The sequence below is a fragment of the Pseudonocardia sp. P1 genome, assembly GCF_000178675.2.
Classification (GTDB): Bacteria; Actinomycetota; Actinomycetes; order Mycobacteriales; family Pseudonocardiaceae; genus Pseudonocardia.
On the sequence record NZ_ADUJ02000001.1, the window covers coordinates 6,089,439 to 6,107,898 of the forward strand.

Here is an 18,460-nt window from a genome sequence, read left to right on the forward strand (position 1 = left end):
CAGACTCGGCGCGCGATGATCCCGACTCAGCGCCGCGGCCGCCGGCGCACGCTGCTCAGCTGGTTCGCCGCCGTCTTCGTGGCGGTCTGGATCGGCGGCGTCGCCGTGCTGATCGCGTCGACCGGTGACCGGGGCGCCGACGACCCGGCGTCGCTGGTGGAGCGGGCCACCGCCGTGCTGCGGGCCGGCGACGGGGACGGCCTGCACGAGCTGCTGCTCGACGCCCCGGAGTCGTCGTTCTCCGAGGACTACGCCGCCCGGGTCCGGGCGGCCGGGACGGCCGAGCTGACGAGCAGCGGCCCGGACGGCGTCGAGATCCGGTCCGGGGCGGTGCACACCACGCTGTCGGTCACCGAGGAGGGCGGGCGCTGGTACCTCAGCCTGCTGCCGCCCGGGAGCCCGGCGGACTAGGCACGCAGGCCCAGCAGGTCGCTCGCGTCGGCGCGGAACTGCATCGACCGGTACGGCCAGTTCGTCGCGGTGTTCCACTGGCTGACGACGAGGTGCAGGTCGTCGAGCGTCGAGCCGGGGACGACGTAGCCGCCGTACAGCTGGGCGACGCGGCCGGTGCCGTGGTCCTCGTCGTCCCAGCCGCAGCCCTGCAGCAGCGTGGTGCGCGGCGCCCGGTGCAGGTCGGCGTTCGGCCGGTCGAGCAGCATCGCGTCGATCCGGTAGTTGCCGGCGTCGAAGAAGGTCAGCAGGAGGTGCTCGCGGCCGTCCGGGCCGGGGACCCGGCGCAGGTTCAGCTCACCGAGGGCACCCGGGATCGTCAGGGTCGGCGGGTTCCCCCAGTCCCAGCGCTCGCCGGCGAACCCCCAGGGCTCCCAGGCGTCGGCGTCGGTGATCCGGTCGGCGGGCACCCGGTGCAGCAGCAGGCCGTCCCGGCGCTGGAAGCCGGTGGTGTAGGCGTAGACGTACCCGTCGTCGTCGAGGTACCAGGTCAGCTGCTGGAACAGGCCGTCGTGGTGGTTCCCGGGCCACGAGCAGCCGGTGCGCTCCCACGTCACGCCGTTGTCGGTGGAGGCGAGGATCTCGGTGTAGAGCACGTTGCCGAGGCCTTTGTTGGCCATGACGTGCAGGTACATCGTGTCGCCGACGGTGATCACGTCGGCGGGCAGGATCGTGGTGACCCGGCGCTGCAGGCGGAACCAGTTCGTCGCGGGCTTGGCGACGAGCCGGCAGGCGTAGTCGGCGGTGTCGCCGCCGGAACCCGTCCAGGTCAGCCCGGACCGGAAGCCGGACGGTTCGGCGAACAGCACGACCGGCGAGCGCCAGCCGGGGCCGCCGACCCCGGCCCGGTCGAACGTGTCGCCGAAGACGGCGACGAGGCGCCCGTCCGGTGCGGTCTCGACGATTCCCAGGTCGGTGCCGCCGATCCCGTAGGCGTCGGTGAGCCCGGGACCGGTCAGGTCCGCGATCTTCGTGGTGACGGCCATGCCCCGAGCCTAGGGATTCCGGTAGGCCCGCAGCGCGTCGCGGGTCGCGGGCGCGGCGAACACCTCCGCGAACACGTCGACGCTGGCCGTCACCGAGTCGCCGATCCCGGTCTCGCGCCAGGTCTCGAACAGTCCCTTCTGCGCGGCGACCACCTCCCGGGTGGGGGCGGCGACCGTCGCGGCCAGCGCGGCGACGGCGTCGTCGAGCTCCGCGGGGGTGCCGACGAGCCGGTTGACGAGGCGGTCCGCGCCGAGCTCGTCGAGCCCGTAGAGGTCGCCGGTGAGGATCAGCTCCTGCGCGAGCGACGCGCCGAGATAGTGCGGCAGGAGCGCGGCGTCCACGACGGACGGGATGCCGAGCTTCACCTCGGGCAGCCCCACCCGGACGCCGGCGTGCGCGACCCGCAGGTCGCAGGCCAGCGCCAGCTCGAAGGCGGCGCCGATGCAGACGCCGTTGAGCCGCGCGATCGTCGGGACCGGGGCGGTGCGGACGGTCCGCAGACAGTCCGCGAGCCGGGAGATGATCGCCCGGCCGTCACCCGGTTCTGCGCCGGTGAAGACGTCGAGGTGCATCCCCGCGCCGAAGGCCCGCTCCCCGGCACCGGTCAGCACCACCACGCGGATGTCCGGCCCGATGTCCCGCACCGCGGCGCCGATCGCGTCGACGTCCTCCAGGTGCAGGGCGTTCGCGTGGTCCGGACGGTCCAGCGTGATCGTGCGGACCGGTCCGTCGTCGTGCACCCGAGGCAGTCCCATGGGGCGATCGTCGCACCGGGTCACCGGGCGGCGACCACGGCGGCGGCGAACGTCGCCGGTGCCTCCACCGGGACGAAGTGCCCGGTCCCGTCGACCGGGACGACGGTGACGTCGGTGAAGAACTCGCCGACCCGGTCCGACCACTCCCGCGGGAACAGCGGGTCGTGGTCGGGCCACAGGAACGTGGTGGGGACGGTGATCCGCTCCTCCGGTGTGGGGGCGGTCTCGGCGAGCGACCGGGCGACCGCGCCGCCACCGGAGCGGTACCAGCCGATCGACGCGACGAACGCGCCCGGCGGGGAGTACACGCCGGTCAGGTGGTCGAGCCGGTCGTCGTCGGGTGTGTGGTCCGGCCCGGACCAGTGCGACCAGAAGTGCCGCAGGTACGCGCGGGTGGCGCGGGCGTCGCCGTCGACGAGCTCCTGCGCGAGATCCAGCTGGTGGAACGCCTGGTACCAGAACTCGCGCACCGCGTCCGGGTCCAGGATCCGCCGGCCGACGCCCGGCGCCGGCGGTGTGACGACGAGCGCGCGCAGCAGGTCGGGCCGGTCCGTCGCGAGCTGCTGGCCGACCCGGCTGCCGACGTCGTACCCGCCGGCGACGACGCCGGACAGCCCGAGCTCGTCGAGCAGGGCGGCGACGCTCGCCGCCTGGCCCGCGGCACCGTAGGCGGCGACGGGGTCGCGGTCGTGCTTGTCCGACTCCCCGAACCCGCGCAGGTCGGGGACGACGACGTCGTGGGTCCCGGCGAGCTCCGCCGCCACCGCCGCGTGGTCCGTGCGGTCGCCGGGCCAGCCGTGCAGCAGCAGGACGGGCGGCGCGCCGGGTGTGCCGTGGCGGTCGTAGGCGAGCCGGAAGCCGTCGACGGGGGTGGACAGTGGCATGCGGATCTCCTCCGGGGCGTACGTCGCTGCGGCTCCCGACCCCATCACGACCGGTGCGTCACGGCGACCCGGTCGGGCTTTCGGAACGGAACGGACGTGGTTACGCTTCGTCGACTTGCCGGTCATTCGCTTGGGGGTACCGTGACCAGCTCTCCGACCGCAGGGTCCACGGAACGTCACCGGCTCCCGGTGCGCACGCTGGTCGCGGCGTCGATCGGCAACGCCGTCGAGTGGTACGACTGGACGATCTACGCGACGTTCTCGATCTACTTCGCGACCCAGATCTTCCCGCCGGACAATGCGGCGCTCGCCCTCATCTCGACGCTGGCCACCTATGCGCTGGCGTTCTTCTTCCGGCCGCTCGGCGGGCTGCTCCTCGGCCGCTTCGCCGATCTCCGGGGCCGCCGCACGGCGATGCTCGTGACCATCCTGCTGATGGCGGGCGGTTCCGTCGTGATCGGCCTGCTGCCGACGTACGAGATGGTCGGCTGGCTCGCCCCGGTCCTGCTGCTGCTGGCCAGGATCGCGCAGGGGATGTCGCTCGGCGGGGAGGTGTCGAACGCGTCGGCGTACCTGGCGGAGATCGCGCCGGCGGACCGACGGGGGCGCTACTCGTCGTTCTTCTACATCTCCACCGGCACCGCGGTGCTCATCGCCTCGCTGATGGGCTTCGGGCTGTCGGCCGCGCTCACCGAGGACCAGCTGGCGTCGTGGGGCTGGCGGATCCCGTTCATCATCGGCGGCGTGCTCGGCCTGATCGGCATGTGGATGCGGCGTCAGATGGCCGAGACCGAGCAGTTCGAGCAGAACAAGGAGACCGCGGCCCGGATCCGGAACCCGCTCATGCTGACGCTGCGCGAGCACCCGAGGGCGGTCGCACAGCTCGTCGGCTTCACCGTGCTGAACACGCTCTGCTACTACACGTTCTTCTCCGCGCTCACGCCGTTCGCGACGAAGTCCCGCGGCGCGGACGCGACGGAGGTCTTCCTCGCCCTGTCGATCGCGACGGCGATCTTCGTACTGCTGCAGTACCCCATGGGTGCCGCCGCCGACCGGTACGGGCGCAGACCGCAGCTGCTGATCTGGTCCGCGGCGACGGCGATCCTCGTCGTGCCGCTGTCGTTCCTCATCGGACCCGGCTTCTGGAACATGCTCGTGGTCTTCGTCGTGGGCCTCGGGCTCTACACGATGATGACCTCGATCGCCCCGGCGATCATGAGCGAGCTGTTCCCGACGTCGGTCCGCGGTCTGGGCATCGGTGCCTGGTACAACCTGACCGTCGCCGTGTTCGGCGGGACCGCGCCGCTCGTCGTGCAGTCGTTGCAGGCGGCCGGCCTGGCGATCCTGTTCTTCGTCTACGTCGCCGTCGGTGCGGTCATCGCGTTCGTCGCGGTCCTGACGCTGCCGGAGACCAAGGGGTCGGTGCTGCGCTGAGCGGGGCCTTCCCCGTGCCCGGGCTGCCACTCGCCCGGGCCGCAGGGGGAGGGGGTGCGTGGAATCGCTTCCCCAGGCAGCGATTCCACGCAGAGGCTCCTTCAGCCGAAGCTCATGCACATCACGGTCGCGTGTGCGGTCTCCTGGCGCTGGTTCGCGACGATCCGGCCGCTCGCGTCGGTGATCGTGCACTCGAGGTAGGTGTCACCTCGTGAGGACATCGTGTATGCGGTGAGCGACGGACGGGCATCGGCTCCCCAATTCGAGATGTCGAAGCTCGTGGTCCACGGAGCCTGCGTCTCGCCGGCCGTGACCTGGTCGCCGTTCGCGTCCGTGTAGATCAGGTTGACGGGGTAGTTGCTGTCCACCGCATAGGTGTAACCGTCCGCGCCGGACGCCGGTAGCGCCGACGCCCCGGGGGACTCCGCCGACGGGACCGCCGGAGCTGCCTGTGCGGAACCGGCCGGCGCGGGGGTGGCCGCTGCGGCCGCAGCGGGCTCGGCCGGCGACGAGGGGGCACTCAGGCGACCGATGCCCACTCCCGCGACGACCGCGACGACCAGCGCCGCGATTCCTGCACCGACGAGGAGCGCAGTCCGGTTCCGGCGCGGGCGAACCGGAACGGCGTGCAGCGGGCCCGGCGTCGGGACCGCCGCGGGCCAGGACCGGGTCGCCGGCGGGCCGGTAGCCGCAGTAACAGCGGCAGCTGCGAACTCGCGGGCCGAGCCGAACCGTTGAGCCGGATCCTTCGCCATCCCGCGCGCGATCACGTCGTCCAGCGCGGGCGGGACGTCCGAACGCTCCCGCGACGGGCGGGGAGGTGGTTCGACGAGGTGGGCCTTCATCAGGGACGCCGGGCCGGTGCCGTCGAACGGCCGGCGTCCGAGCAGGCACTCGGCCAGGACACACGCCAGCGAGTACACGTCGGAGCGCTGGTCGACCGGGCCCTGGTCGAACCGTTCCGGCGCCATGTAGGCCCAGGTACCGATCGTCATGCCGGTGGCGGTGAGACCCGGCTCGGGACCGTCCGGGCGGTAGGCGATCCCGAAATCGACCACGTATGTGAAGTCCGACTGCGTGATCAGGATGTTCGACGGTTTGACGTCCCGGTGGAGTACTCCGTGCTCGTGTGCGTGCCCGAGCCCCTCGGCGACCTGCCCCACGATCGCGACGGCACGGCCCACCGGCAGCGGGCCCTGCGCGAGGACGGAGTCGAGCCCCGCGCCCCGGACGAGCCGCATGTCGATGAAGAGGCGACCGTCGATCTCTCCGAAGTCGTGGATCGGCACGATGTGCGGGTTCTCGAGCCCGGCCGTCGTCGCGGCCTCCCGGCGGAACCGCTCACGGAACTCGACATCGGTGGGGAGATCCTCCCGGAGGATCTTCAGCGCGACGGGACGTGACCGCCGGGTGTCCGTGGCGCGGTGGACCTCGCCCATGCCTCCTCGCCCGAGGAGCCCGTCCAGCCGGTAGTCACCGAGTCGTTCGCCGATCGTCATTGCTGCCTCGCGTCCCAGGCGCCGGTCGCCCGTCCGAAGATCGCCCGACGGCGGTGAGCCGTTACCGCATTCGTCCCGTCGGTCCGGATTTCGCGGCAGGCGGTGCGGACGCGGTCCGATCTCATGGATCCGCTGGTCGACGCGCTATTGACAGCGGACTCCCGCGCCCTGCACGGTGTTGCGGTAAGCACCTCGACGTTGCGCATCATGCAACACACGCGGTCGGATCGATGGTGGCCGCCGGCTCATCCCGTGTGTAGGCACCCCACTCCCGTGGGGCGTCGACCCCTGCGCAACGACGGATTCGTCGCTCCGCCCCCGGGCGGACGGGTTCGCCGCTGGAGTCCCGCATGGTGTCCACCTCCCCACGCATCGTCATCATCGGAGCCGGCGTCGTCGGCTGCGCCCTCGCCGATCAGCTGACCCGGCGCGGGCATCGCGCCGTGACCGTCCTCGACCGGGGGGCGCTGTACGGCGCGGCCGGTGCCACCGCGCACGATCCGGGGCTCGTCCTGCAGGTCTCGTCGAGCCGGGCGACGAGCCGGCTCGCGTCCGCGACACTGCGGGCGTACGCGGGGCTGCGCGAGAACGGCCTGCCGCTCCTGATCCGGTCCGGGAGCCTGGAGGTCGCGACCACCCCCGACCGTCTCGACGAGCTCCGCCGGCGGCACGGCTGGGCCGCGGCCGCCGGGATCGACAGCCGCATCCTCGAACCGGGGGAGTCCGCGACCGTGCACCCCCTGCTGGACGCCGACCGCGTCGTCGGCGGGCTGCACGTCCGCGGCGACGGCACGGTCGATCCCGTCGCCGTCGCCCGGGTGCAGGCCCGCGCTGCCGCCGCGCGGGGCGCCGTCCTCCTGGAGCACCGGACCGTCACCCGGGTCGAACGCGCGGGAGGCCGGGTCACCGCCGTCCACTGCGGCGACGAGCGTCATCCGGCCGACGTCGTGGTGTGCTGCGCCGGCGCGTGGAGCCCGGCGGTCGGCGCGCTCGCGGGCGTCGGGATCCCGCTGACCCCGGTCGTGCGGCAGTACGCCACGACCGACGCCCTCGGTCCGCTGGAGACGATCCACGCGCTGGAGGCGGCGTCGGGCCGGGCCGATCCCGCCCTGCCCGTGCTGGGGAGCGCCGGGGTGCGCGTCCGTGCCCACGGGCACCGCATCGGGATCGGTGCCGCGCCCGCGCGGCAACGGGGCGTCGAGCCCGGTCCGACCTCCCCGGCCGGGCTGCGGTTCACCCCGGACGACTTCGACGACGCCTGGGACGCGGCCGCGGACCTGCTGCCGCTCCTCGGCGACTCCAAGGTCGCGGAGGGGACCGACCTCGTCGTCGCCGGTACCCCGGACGGCCGGCCGCTGGTCGGCGAGCACCCCGACCTGGCCGGATTCTGGACGGCCGCCGCCGTGCGCACCGCACACTCGGCGGGGATCGCCGAGGCGCTCGCCGAGTGGATCACCACCGGCCGTCCCTCGCTCGGCGGTCAGCCGATCGACCTCTCCGGCCTGCACGTCGGCCGGTTCGACCCCGACGCGACCGGGACCGGGCCGTTCCGGTCCCGGCACGTCGAGCTGCGTGCGGTGTCCGGCGCGGACGGCACCGACCGGCGTCCACTGTGGTTCGACGCCAACGGGGCGCTGCCCGAGGTCTGCGAGATCTCGCGGCGGGAGGGCCGGGCGGCGCGGGACTGGTCGCCGGTCGCGGGGGCGGAGGCGCTCGTCGTCCGCCGTGCCGCGGGCATGGTCGACCTCTCCGCCGAGCGCCGGGTCGAGGTGACCGGCCCGCACGCGGCGGAGTTCCTGCAGCGGCTGGTCTGCAGCGACGTCGACGGGCCGGCCGGGCACGTCGTCGAGACCCTGATGCTGGACGCCGACGGCGGGGTGCTCGCCGCCCCGACCGTCGCGCGGCTCGGGCCGCAGCGGTTCCTCGTCGTCCTCGCCGAGCGCCGCGACGTCGCGGCACTGCGCCGTTACGCCCGGACCGGCGTCGAGATCACCGACGTCAGCACGACGACCGCCTGCCTGGGGCTCTGGGGCCCGGCGGTCGGCGAGGTCCTGCGCGGGCTGTCCCCGGACGACGTCGTGCGCTCGGAGCCGCTCCGGGTCGTCCGGTTCGTCGTCGGGGGCGTCCCGGTGACGGGGCTGCGGATCTCCCGGATCGGCGAGGACGGCTGGGAGTTCGTCTGCGCCACCGCCGACGCCGAGCGGCTGTGGGACACGGTGCACGCCGCGGGGGCGCGGTACGGACTGGTCCCCGTCGGGCGGCTCGCGTTCGACGCGCTGCGCATCGAGGCGGGCGACCCGACGCGGGGCTCCGAGCTCTCCGCCGAGCACGGCCCGGACGCCGTCGGTCTCGGGGCGCTCGTCGATCCGGGCAAGGGGCCGTTCGTCGGACGCGCCGCCGTGCACGCGCTGCGCGCCGCCGGCGGGCCGGCCGAGACGCTCGTGACGCTCGTCGTGGACCGGCCCGGGGTCGTGCTGCGCGGGCAGGAGCCGGTGTACGACCTCCCCGAATCCCGCCGGTACTCCCGCGACCCGGTGCCGATGGACCCGCCGCCCGACCTGCGCCGGGGCCCGGTGATCGGTCGGGTGACGGTCGCCGCCACCGGTCACTCCACGGGGACCTCGATCGCCCGCGCCTGGGTCCCGGCGGAGCGCGCCGTCCCGGGGACGCGGGTGGAGATCGAGCTGTCCGGGCAGCGGCTCACCGCCGCCGTGGCAGTGGGGCCGCCGCACCACGTGTCGTCCCCGGTGCCGGGCTGACGTCGTGCGGCGGCAGCGGTAACGTCCATCGAAACGTCCCCGTTTCGATGGAGAGGCCATGACCACGACCGCCCCCGCCGACACCCTCCGCTACCTCGAGCACGGCGCCACGATCGACGAGGCGCTGGCCTTCTTCGACGGGCTGCCCGCGGTCACCGTCGGCGACCTGCTGGGGGAGTGGGCGGGTGGCGAGGTCCCCACCGGCAACCCGATGGACGGCCTGCTGGAGCGCTTCGGCTGGCACGGGAAGCGGTTCGACGGCCCCGACGACGTCCACCCGCTGGTCATGGACCACCCCCGCGGCGGCCGGTTCAGCCTGAACCCCGCCCTGGTGCCGCTGCCGACACTCCTGCGGTACCCCGCCGCGCTGCGCAACGCGGCCGTCGCCCGGATCGCCGCGCAGGCGGGTCCCGCGCTGGCCACCCGGGCGCCGAAGGCGCGGCTGCGGATGACCGAGTACCGCGGGGTCCTCAGCGCCACCATGTGTTACGACGACCTGCCGATCCACGACGTCTTCCGCCGCGTCGACGACGACACCGTCCTCGGTCTCATGGACATGCGCGGCCTGGACCGGCCGTTCGTGTTCTACCTGCGCCGGGAGTGACCAGCCGGTTCCCCGCGGACCGGCGGCGGGAGGTGCTCGCCGCGGCCCGGCGGCTCGTCGCCGAGCGGGGGTTCGAGGAGACGACCGTCGAGGCGATCGCCGCCGCGACCCGCACCAGCAAGGCGACGCTGTACCGGCAGTGGGGCGACAAGGCGTCGCTGGTGGTGGACGCGGTCTCGGCGGGCAGCGGGATCGCGATCGGCACGATCGACACCGGGACGCTCCCCGGTGACCTGCACGCGGTCGCGGACATGCTGGCCGAGCGGGCGTCGGTGAACGTGCCGCTCGTGCTCGGCATCGCCCGGGCCGGGCAGGACGACCCGGCCCTGCTCGGTGCGCTCTCGGCCCGGCTGCTGCCCGAGGTCGCGGCGCTGCGCGCGGTCGTCGCCCGTGCGGTCGGGCGTGGGGAGCTGGCCGCGGAGCCGCCGGCCGCGCGGTGGCTGCAGCACCTGTTCGCCGGGGCGGTGCTCACGCCGTCGCTGACGGGTGGGCCGGGCCGGGTGCCCGGCGCCACCGACCTGCGGGACTACGTCGACGCCGTCGTCCTGCCCGCGCTCGGGGTGCGCTGACCGCTCAGATCGCGTCGCCCGCCAGGATCCCGTCCATGCACCGCTCCACGACGGCCGCGATCGTCCACGACGGATTCGTGCTGCCGGTCGAGCCGGGGATCAGTGCACCGTCCACGACGTGCAGGCCGGGGTGACCCTCGACCCGCCCGCGGTCGTCGGTCACCTTCCCGAGCACCGCACCGCCGAGCGGGTGCCAGGTGATCGGGTCGAGGGTCCCCAGGTCGACCACCCCGCCGGGTGCGTCCGCAGCGCGCGCGGCGAGTCCGGACAGGCCGTCCGGCAGCCGTCCGGCCACGTCGGACACCAGCTGTCCCAGTCCGGCGCCCGCCGGGTTGTCCGGCGCGATCAGCTGCCGGGTGAGGTCGCGGACGGTGCGCTGGGCGTCGGCGTCGCCGTCGGGCGCCCAGTGCAGGGTCGCGTCGCCGGTCGCGGCGTCGAACCGGAACTCGCCGACCGGATCGCAGGCGCCGAACCCCGGCAGCGACATGACGCGGGCGTCGAACGGCAGCGGCGCCGGTCCGAACGTCAGCGTCACGGCCTCGGCGCGGTCGTCCGTGGCGGGCCGGATCCCGGCCGCCATCGGCCCGGCCTGCGGCCCGCCCGCCGGGTCGGGGACACCGGCGCGCAGCTGGATCCGGTCGCCGTTGTTGCCCCAGTACCGCCCGGCGTCGGGCGTGAGGTCGGGCAGGGTGCCCGTCTCGCGGGCCCGCACCAGCAGCCGGGACGTCCCGGTCGAACCGGCACCCAGGAACACCGCCCCGCTGGTGACGGCGATGCGTTCCCGGACGACGCCGTCGGTGTCGATCCGCTCGACGTCGATCCGGTACCGGCCGCCGGCCAGGGCGTGGATGTCGACGACCCGGTGCAGGGGTGCGACCTCGACCAGGCCGGATGCCTCGGCGTCGCGCAGGTAGTTCTTGTCCGCCGACAGCCGCGCCCCGGAGTTGACGCCGGAGAAGTACTCGCCGACCGACATGGACGGCGTGGCGCGTCCGGCGAGCTCGTCACGGACCACGTCCCAGTCGGTCGCGTTCGGCAGCAGCTCGGCCCGGTGACCCGCGCGCCGGGCCTGTTCGAGGAACAGCCGGGTCCCGACGTGCGCGGGATGCGCGAGGACGTCGTCGGGGATCGGGGAGACGCCGACCCGCCGGGCGGCGCGCGGGTAGTGGTCGGTGGCGAGCTCGTCGTGGTCGATGCCGGGGATCGCGGCGGAGAACACCGCGGCCTCCGGCTTGATCCAGACACCGGCGTAGACCAGCGTCGAGCCGCCCACGCCCGCTCCGCACAGGACACTCATCCCACGCCCGCCGACCTTCTCGAACAGGCCGGTGTAGGGCCGGTAGAGCGTCGGCGGCTGGCCGGGGAAGACCGGTGCGGGTGTGAGCCACGACGACCGCCGGTCCGGGCGGAGGAAGGTCGGGAAGGTGTCGGTGGCCGGGGTCGGCCAGCGGCGGCCGCGCTCGAGCACCAGCGTCGGGACGCCGGCCTCGGCGAGCCGGGCGGCCGCGATCGACCCGCCGAGCCCGCTGCCGATCACGACGGCCCGGGCCTCGATCTCGGTGACGTCGCGGCGGAGCAGCTGCGGGGCGGCCGCCGTCGCCGTGCCCGTGGCGCCGAGCGCGGCGGCGCCGAGCAGGGCGCCGGTGAGGAACCCGCGCCGGCTCGTCGGCCGCACGTCAGCCACCGATCCGGATGTCGGCGACGATCTCGCGGACGAGTCCGTCCTGGAAGCGGAACGTCTCGTGCACCCGCGCCGTCGTCAGTCCCACCGGCCCGGCGCCCACGTCCAGGGTGAACCCGGCCTCGACCACGCCGTCGTCGCGGACCCGGTAGGTCTCGTCGGAGATCCCGCGGATCACCCGGTACTGCGGGCCGTACCGCAGGTCGGCCCGCATCTGGTCGCCGGAGAACCCGGTCGGGAGCCCGGCCTCGACCCGGGTGGCGTCGGGATGGAACGGCACCCCGGACGGGTCGTGGCTCGCCAGGGCCGCGACGTAGGCGCGGGCGCCGTCCGTCCGGCACGCGTCGTCGCAGCCGGGTCCGGCCTGCGCGACACCCGCCACGGTCCCGAGCAGGAGCAGGGACAGGATCGCGAGAACCGCGGCACGGTGTCGTCGCACGGGGCCTCCGGTGCGTCGTCGGGGGAGCGGAGGGTGTCCGGTCGACCGGACCCGAGCGGAGGTTATCCGACAAGTGTCGGAGAGCGTCGATCAGGGCGTCGTCTCGGAGCGCGTTGCGGGCTCGGCGTGCTGTTCTCGCCGATCCGCCCGGAGGGCGACGACGGTGCCGACGAGCCGACGAGCCGACGAGCCGACGAGCCGACGAGCCGACGAGCCGACGAGCCGACGAGCCGACGAGCCGACGAGCCGACGAGCCGACGAGCCGACGAGCCGACGAGCCGACGAGCCGACGAGCCGACGAGCCGACGAGCCGACGAGCCGACGAGCCGACGAGCCGACGAGCCGACGAGCCGACGAGCCGACGAGCCGACGGACCGACGAGCCGACGGACCGACGAGCCGACGGACCGACGAGCCGACGGACCGACGAGCCGACGGACCGACGAGCCGACGGACCGACGCACCGGCAGAGAGGGATCCGGTCATCCGGGTGCGAGGTAGGTGTGTCCGGTCGGGGTGGTGGTGCGGACCTGTCCGTCCGGCCCGCGGGCCACCCGCCACCCGGCCTGTTCCCGGACGTGGTTGTGGAACTCGCACACCCCTCGACCGTTGTCGAGCTCGGTCGCCCCGCCCTCGGCATCCCGGCGGATGTGATCAATATGGCGGACCGGGGCATCGCAGTACGGCTCCGTGCACCGGTTCCCCGCCCGAGCCCGCACCAGGCGCGCCAGCAGCCCGGTGAAGGTGCGCTGCCGCGAGTCACCGCCGACCACGACACCGTCGGAGGTGATCAGGCGGCGCAGGGTCTTCCTCCCCTCGCCCGTGGCCAGGAGGTCGACCGGGACGGGGCCGTGGCCGGGGATCTCCGCCGGGAGTGGTGAGTTCGGGTCGAGCAGCGCCTCGATCGGCACCACGACCTGGACCTCGACGCCCACATCGGTCGCCATGGCTTGTCCGGTGAGGCGCTCGACGAGGGTGTCGGCCATGACCTGACCGCGGGTCCGGGTCAGGGGTGCCGGGTTCACCGACACCTCGGTGAAGGCCTTGTTCAGGGCGGCCAGACATGCCACACCCTGCTCCACCGGCAGATACGCGGTCAGATACGTCATCGCGTCCGGTGCCGGGCGCAGGGTCACGCGCCGCTCGGCACGGGCCGACTCGACCCGGGCGCGGAACTTCCCCGGCGCCACCTCGGCGGCGAACTTGCGTACGAGGTCCTGCAACCGCCGGATCCCGAGCCGGGTCAGATCGTGGGCGGCCAGACGCAGGTCCACCGCGGCGCGTTCGGCGCGGTCGAGATCCGAGCAGGCGCTCACCACCGCCGTCACCTTCAGCGCCGACAGCTCCCCGGCGGCGAACAGCCCACGGACGTGATCGAGACCGTCGTGCAGATCCCGGGCCGTACCCACCCGGCGGCGGGCCTCGGTCGGCGAGACCCGGCAGGCCAATCCGACCTGCGCGACCACCCCACGTTGCAGCCGATCCGGGTCGGTCCGTCCGGCCGCGATGCCGTTCTCCACGTGGAGCCGGGCGAACGCCCGCACCCGGGTGGCCTGCAGCGCCGCGAGGGAGTGCTGCACCGACTCCAGCTGCTGGATCTGATCGATCAACTCCGCCTCGGAGACACCGGACAGGTCGTCGAGCGCGGCCTGCTCCACCGCCAGCTGCACCAGCGCCAGATCGACCTGAGGGAACCCCGGATCCCCGGCAGGGAGGCCGGTGCGTGGAGGTTCCTGGACCGCGGTCATAGGGCCGAGTCTACTCGACCATATGTTCGAATCGCTAGTAACCGTTCACACCCGCACGGCCGCTGAGCAGCGAGGAGCCGACAGGGCAGCGAGGAGGTCGGCAGGACAGGCGGACACATCAGGTCGCGGTGCCGGCCGCGGCTGTGCCGCCGACGAACCGCCCCGAGCCCCCTGCCGGCGCCACGGACCCGAAGGCGTGGCCGGACGGGGTGGCCGGTCGGAGTGGCCGAACGGAGTGACCACAGTGGGCTGGGCCCGCCGGCCGAGGCCCGCGGATGACGCTGGGACCCCGCTGCTGGCCCCGCGTGGACCCCGGGGCCACATGCCACCCACGACGCCAGTCGCCCGCAAACTCCCCGATCTCCCCGATCTCCCCGATCTCCCCGAGGCCGGCGTCGACCCGCTCCTGCTCCTCCCCGTCGAGCACGACGCCGGCCAGCTCCTCCCGGTACTCCGCGACCGCCGCGCTCTCGCCGAGCGCCACCCCCAGTCCGACGAGGTGCGCGAGCAGGAGCGCCCGCTCCACGGCCGACGCCGACCCGCGGTGCCGGCGCAGGGCCGAGCGCAGGCTCCGGTAGGCGGCCCGGTCGTCGTTCTTGAAGTCGCGCAGGACCCGGGCGTTGTCGAGGGCCCTCGCGGGCCCGGCCGGCTCCGGGGAGCCGCCGTGGTCGAGGGTGTCCGGCTCCTCCCGCGCCACGACGATGATCGTGTTGCCGGACGGGTCGACGAGCGAGAACCGCGTGGCCCCGGGCCGGAGCCGGGTGATCCGCGGGCGCCCGCGCCCCAGCACCCGGCCGTGGGTCGCGCGCATCGCCGCGACGTAGCCGGAGTGGTAGGGCGCGACCTCGTCGACGGAGACCACCGCCCCGCCGCTCGACTCGTCGGCCGGGTCGAGGCCCGCCGGCGCCTTCCCGAAGTGCAGGGCGATCGCGCCCTGCTCCACGACGAGGTAGGCGTAGGGCCGCTTCTGGCAGTAGGTCGTGCGGAAGCCGATGCTCTCGTAGAACTCGCGGGTCTCGTCGACGTCGGTGCAGGGCAGGATCGGTGCGACGGTCTCGTTCGCCACGGTGTCCTCTCGTCCGGGGTGCGGAGCGGCGACGCCAGCCAGGGGCCGGATCCGGCCGCCTATGACTCCACCCGTCCGGAGCAACCGGGTGCGCCGGGGCCGCCGGTACCCACCCGGCGGTCGCGGCCGGGACACCGTTCGCGACGATGGGGAGGTGACAGGCACGGCACCCCCGGACACCCGGCAGCACCGCTCCATCAACCAGCGCATCGCCGACGAGCTCGGCGCCCGGCCGGACCAGGTCGGGTCCGCGGTGGCCCTGCTGGACGAGGGCTCGACGGTCCCGTTCGTCGCCCGGTACCGCAAGGAGGCCACCGGCGGCCTCGACGACGCCCAGCTGCGCACGCTGGAGGAGCGGCTCCGCTACCTCCGCGAGCTGGAGGAACGCCGGGCGACGGTGCTCGACTCCATCCGCTCGCAGGGCAAGCTCGACGAGGCCCTGGAGGCCACGATCTGGGCGGCGGAGTCGAAGGCCCGGCTCGAGGACATCTACCTCCCCTACAAGCCGAAGCGCCGCACCAAGGCGATGATCGCCCGCGAGCAGGGCCTGGAGCCGCTCGCCGACGCGCTGATCACCGACCCCTCCCTGGACCCGCACACCGAGGCGGCGGCCTTCGTCACCGACGAGGTCGCCGACGCCGGTGCCGCGCTCGAGGGCGCCCGCTCGATCCTCGTCGAGCGGATCGGGGAGAACGCCGACCTCGTCGGCGGGCTGCGCGAGCGCATGTGGGAGAACGGCCGGCTGGTCACGAAGGTCCGCGAGGGCAAGGAGAACGACCAGGCCGCGGCCAAGTTCTCGGACTACTTCGAGTTCTCCGAGAAGTTCACGACGCTGCCCTCGCACCGGATCCTCGCCGTGTTCCGCGGCGAGACCGAGGAGGCGCTCGACGTCACCCTCGACCCGGGTGCGTCCGACGAGGAGCCGACCCCCTACGAGCGCGCGATCGCCGCCGAGTACGGCGTCGCCGACCGGGGCCGCCCCGCGGACGGCTGGCTGCTCGGCGTCGTCCGCTGGGCCTGGCGCACCCGGCTGCAGACGGCGCTCGGCATCGACATCCGGGTCCGGCTGCGCAGCGCCGCCGAGGACGGCGCGATCGGCGTGTTCGCCGCCAACCTGCGCGACCTGCTGCTCGCCGCGCCGGCCGGTACCCGGAGCACCATCGGCCTCGACCCGGGCCTGCGCACCGGGGTGAAGGTGGCCGTCGTCGACGCCACCGGCAAGGTCGTCGACACCGCCGTGATCCACCCGCACGAGCCGCGCAACGACAAGGCCGGCGCGCTGAAGACCCTCTCCGCGCTCTGCGCGAAGCACGCGGTCGAGCTGGTCGCGATCGGCAACGGCACCGCGTCCCGGGAGACCGACGCGCTCGCCGGCGAGCTGATCGCGCAGAACCCCGGCCTGAAGCTGACCAAGGTGATGGTGTCGGAGGCGGGTGCGTCGGTGTACTCGGCGTCGGCCTACGCGACCACGGAGCTGCCCGACCTCGACGTGACGCTGCGCGGCGCGGTGTCCATCGCCCGCCGCCTGCAGGACCCGCTCGCCGAGCTCGTCAAGATCGACCCGAAGTCGATCGGGGTCGGGCAGTACCAGCACGACCTGCCCGAGTCGTCGCTGTCGCGGTCGCTGGACTCCGTCGTCGAGGACTGTGTGAACGCGGTCGGGGTGGACCTGAACTCGGCGTCCGCGCCGCTGCTGCGCCGGGTGTCGGGCATCTCCGAGTCGCTCGCGGGCGCGATCGTCGCGCACCGCGACGCCCACGGCCCCTTCCGGTCCCGCACCTCGCTCACCGACGTGCCGCGGCTCGGCCCGAAGGCGTTCGAGCAGTGCGCCGGCTTCCTGCGGATCCGCGGTGGCGACGAGCCGCTCGACGTGACCGGCGTGCACCCGGAGTCCTACCCGGTCGTCCGGCGGATGGTGGAGCGCACGAAGATCGACGTCGCCGCGCTCATGGGCAACGCGGCGCGACTGCACCAGATCAAGCCCAAGGAGTACGTCGACGCCGGCGTCGGGCTCCCGACGGTCACCGACATCCTCACCGAGCTGGAGAAGCCGGGCCGCGACCCGCGTCCCGCGTTCCGGACGGCGACGTTCGCCGAGGGCGTCCACAAGATCTCCGACCTGCGGCCGGGGATGCTGCTCGAGGGCGTGGTGACGAACGTGGCCGCGTTCGGCGCGTTCGTCGACGTCGGGGTGCACCAGGACGGCCTGGTCCACGTCTCCGCGATGAGCAAGGACTTCGTGTCCGACCCGCGCGAGGTCGCCAAGTCCGGGGACGTCGTGAAGGTGAAGGTCCTCGACGTCGACGAGGCCCGCAAGCGGATCTCGCTGACCCTGCGTCTCGACGACGAGCCGGGCGCCGGTGGATCGCGCGGCGGCGGCGACCGCGGCCGGCGGGGCGGCGACGAGAGCGGCGGCGAGCGCGGCGACCGTGGTGGTCGTGGCGGTGGCGCGCGCGGTGGCGGGCGCCCGCAGAACGACCGCGGTGGCAAGGGCGGCAAGGGCGGTGGCGGCCGCGGCGGTCAGGGTGGCGGCCGCGGTGGTCAGAGCGGTGGTCAGGGCGGCGGGGGTGGCGGCCGGTCCGGTCCCGCCAACGACGCGATGGCCGAGGCGATGCGCCGCGCCGGGTTCGGCAAGGGCTGAGCGACGCACGGCGGCGGCCGCCCCGGACCTCCGGGACGGCCGCCGCCGAACGTGGTCAGACCGGCAGGTCCGGCTCCAGCAGGCGTTCGGCCAGGCGGCGCAGGTCGCCGTCGGTCACCCCGGCCTCCCGCAGCCGGCCCAGGACGCCGTCGGTGTGGGCGTCCATGTCGTCCAGCACCGCCTCCAGTGCGGCCGCGTCGACGCCGAGCAGCGCGTCGTGCCCCGGCTCCGGCTGGCCCCACTGCCGCAGCCGCGCCCACAGGGTGCGCAGGTTCTCGTTCGTGCGCAGGTAGTCCTCGACGATCGTCGCGCGCGGCACGCCGAGCACGGCGAGCAGCACGCCGACGACCAGGCCCGTCCGGTCCTTCCCGGCGGCACAGTGCACCAGGACGGGTGCGGGGGCGTCGGCGACGATCCGCACGATCCGGGCCAGCTCGCCGCCCGCCTCGGCGGCGAGCAGCCGGTAGGCCCAGGCGAGCCCGTCCTGGCCGGCGGACGCGTCGGCGACCCGCTCCGGGGTGAGCGACACCCCGAGCGGGACCGGACGGACGTCCGCGACGTCGCCCAGCGGGTGCGGGGCCGCCGTCTCGGCGGCCGAGCGGAGGTCGATCACCGTCGCGGGCGGCCACGACGATCCCTCGGGGAGGTCGACGTGCCGGGCCGTGCGGGGGTCACCGGGCTGCGGGGCGTCCGACCGGTAGAGGACTCCGTGGCGGACCCGGTACCCGTCGTCGGTGCGGGTCCCTCCGAGGTCACGCAGGTTCGCCGGACGCCCGGTCGCGGCGTCGGTCAGGAAAGCGGTCACCCGATCAGGGTCCGCGATCACCTCCCCGCACGGCCAACGCGCGTGACCAGGGGCATCGGTGGCCTCGATCACGCGGGACCCGGCGGACGCATCCGGCCGGGGCGTGGAAGAATGGTCGTCCGGCGGCCGGCGACGACGCG

General features: G+C 74.2%; 15 protein-coding genes. 6 read left to right on the top strand and 9 right to left on the bottom strand.

All coding sequences use genetic code 11. The features are described 5' to 3' along the window. Positions 1–15: 15 nt before the first annotated feature. Positions 16–411 carry a hypothetical protein gene (locus PP1_RS28255; protein ID WP_010225148.1) on the top strand — a complete coding sequence of 132 codons (396 nt, stop codon included), beginning with the start codon at positions 16–18 and terminating at the stop codon, positions 409–411. Here PP1_RS28255 and PP1_RS28260 read toward each other — a convergent pair. From PP1_RS28260 to PP1_RS28270, 3 genes are read right to left on the bottom strand one after another with little or no spacing between them, the layout of a single operon-like run. Beyond that, positions 408–1,436: a DUF4185 domain-containing protein gene (locus PP1_RS28260; protein WP_010225147.1), complete on the bottom strand. Its 1,029-nt coding sequence runs from the start codon at positions 1,434–1,436 to the stop codon at positions 408–410. The two genes, PP1_RS28255 and PP1_RS28260, sit on opposite strands and share 4 nt — an antisense overlap. 9 nt (positions 1,437–1,445) lie before the next feature. Then, complete coding sequence (locus PP1_RS28265; RefSeq protein ID WP_050802210.1) at positions 1,446–2,192, bottom strand: enoyl-CoA hydratase/isomerase family protein; 747 nt, start codon at positions 2,190–2,192, stop codon at positions 1,446–1,448. A gap of 20 nt (positions 2,193–2,212) precedes the next feature. After that, positions 2,213–3,076 (bottom strand): alpha/beta fold hydrolase, encoded by an 864-nt coding sequence (locus PP1_RS28270; protein ID WP_029239227.1) that lies wholly within the window; start codon positions 3,074–3,076, stop codon positions 2,213–2,215. Positions 3,077–3,265: 189 nt separating this feature from the next. On the opposite strand from PP1_RS28270, the gene PP1_RS28275 reads away from it, so the two are divergent. Then, positions 3,266–4,510, top strand: coding sequence for an MFS transporter (locus PP1_RS28275; RefSeq protein ID WP_010225142.1), 1,245 nt, complete (start codon positions 3,266–3,268; stop codon positions 4,508–4,510). A 101-nt stretch (positions 4,511–4,611) separates the two neighbouring features. Here the strand turns inward: PP1_RS28275 and PP1_RS28280 are convergent, their stop codons facing one another. Continuing rightward, positions 4,612–6,009: a serine/threonine-protein kinase gene (locus tag PP1_RS28280; RefSeq protein WP_010225140.1), complete on the bottom strand. Its 1,398-nt coding sequence runs from the start codon at positions 6,007–6,009 to the stop codon at positions 4,612–4,614. Between the two features lie 350 nt (positions 6,010–6,359). Between PP1_RS28280 and PP1_RS28285 the strand changes: the two genes are divergently transcribed. From PP1_RS28285 to PP1_RS28295, 3 genes are read left to right on the top strand one after another with little or no spacing between them, the layout of a single operon-like run. After that, positions 6,360–8,768, top strand: coding sequence for an FAD-dependent oxidoreductase (locus PP1_RS28285; protein ID WP_010225139.1), 2,409 nt, complete (start codon positions 6,360–6,362; stop codon positions 8,766–8,768). A 58-nt stretch (positions 8,769–8,826) separates the two neighbouring features. Further along, on the top strand, positions 8,827–9,372 hold the full coding sequence (locus PP1_RS28290) for a DUF4334 domain-containing protein (RefSeq protein WP_010225138.1): 546 nt from the start codon (positions 8,827–8,829) through the stop codon (positions 9,370–9,372). Beyond that, complete coding sequence (locus PP1_RS28295; RefSeq protein ID WP_010225137.1) at positions 9,369–9,941, top strand: TetR/AcrR family transcriptional regulator; 573 nt, start codon at positions 9,369–9,371, stop codon at positions 9,939–9,941. The genes PP1_RS28290 and PP1_RS28295 overlap by 4 nt, the downstream gene beginning before the upstream one ends. A gap of 4 nt (positions 9,942–9,945) precedes the next feature. On the opposite strand, the gene PP1_RS28300 is transcribed toward PP1_RS28295, so the two are convergent. The 4 genes from PP1_RS28300 to PP1_RS28315 form a co-directional block, all read right to left on the bottom strand. Further along, positions 9,946–11,616: a GMC oxidoreductase gene (locus PP1_RS28300; RefSeq protein WP_050802209.1), complete on the bottom strand. Its 1,671-nt coding sequence runs from the start codon at positions 11,614–11,616 to the stop codon at positions 9,946–9,948. Position 11,617: 1 nt separating this feature from the next. Next, complete coding sequence (locus PP1_RS28305; protein WP_010225135.1) at positions 11,618–12,061, bottom strand: hypothetical protein; 444 nt, start codon at positions 12,059–12,061, stop codon at positions 11,618–11,620. Between the two features lie 481 nt (positions 12,062–12,542). Continuing rightward, positions 12,543–13,808 (bottom strand): HNH endonuclease, encoded by a 1,266-nt coding sequence (locus tag PP1_RS28310; protein ID WP_010241964.1) that lies wholly within the window; start codon positions 13,806–13,808, stop codon positions 12,543–12,545. Positions 13,809–13,926: 118 nt separating this feature from the next. Next, positions 13,927–14,874 carry a hypothetical protein gene (locus tag PP1_RS28315; protein ID WP_010241965.1) on the bottom strand — a complete coding sequence of 316 codons (948 nt, stop codon included), beginning with the start codon at positions 14,872–14,874 and terminating at the stop codon, positions 13,927–13,929. A gap of 154 nt (positions 14,875–15,028) precedes the next feature. Here PP1_RS28315 and PP1_RS28320 point away from each other — a divergent pair, with 154 nt between their 5' ends. After that, entirely contained in the window at positions 15,029–17,515 is a 2,487-nt protein-coding gene (locus PP1_RS28320) for a Tex family protein (RefSeq protein WP_075314416.1), read from the top strand. A gap of 55 nt (positions 17,516–17,570) precedes the next feature. Here the strand turns inward: PP1_RS28320 and PP1_RS28325 are convergent, their stop codons facing one another. Beyond that, positions 17,571–18,320 carry a tyrosine-protein phosphatase gene (locus PP1_RS28325; protein WP_010242717.1) on the bottom strand — a complete coding sequence of 250 codons (750 nt, stop codon included), beginning with the start codon at positions 18,318–18,320 and terminating at the stop codon, positions 17,571–17,573. Positions 18,321–18,460 lie beyond the last annotated feature (140 nt).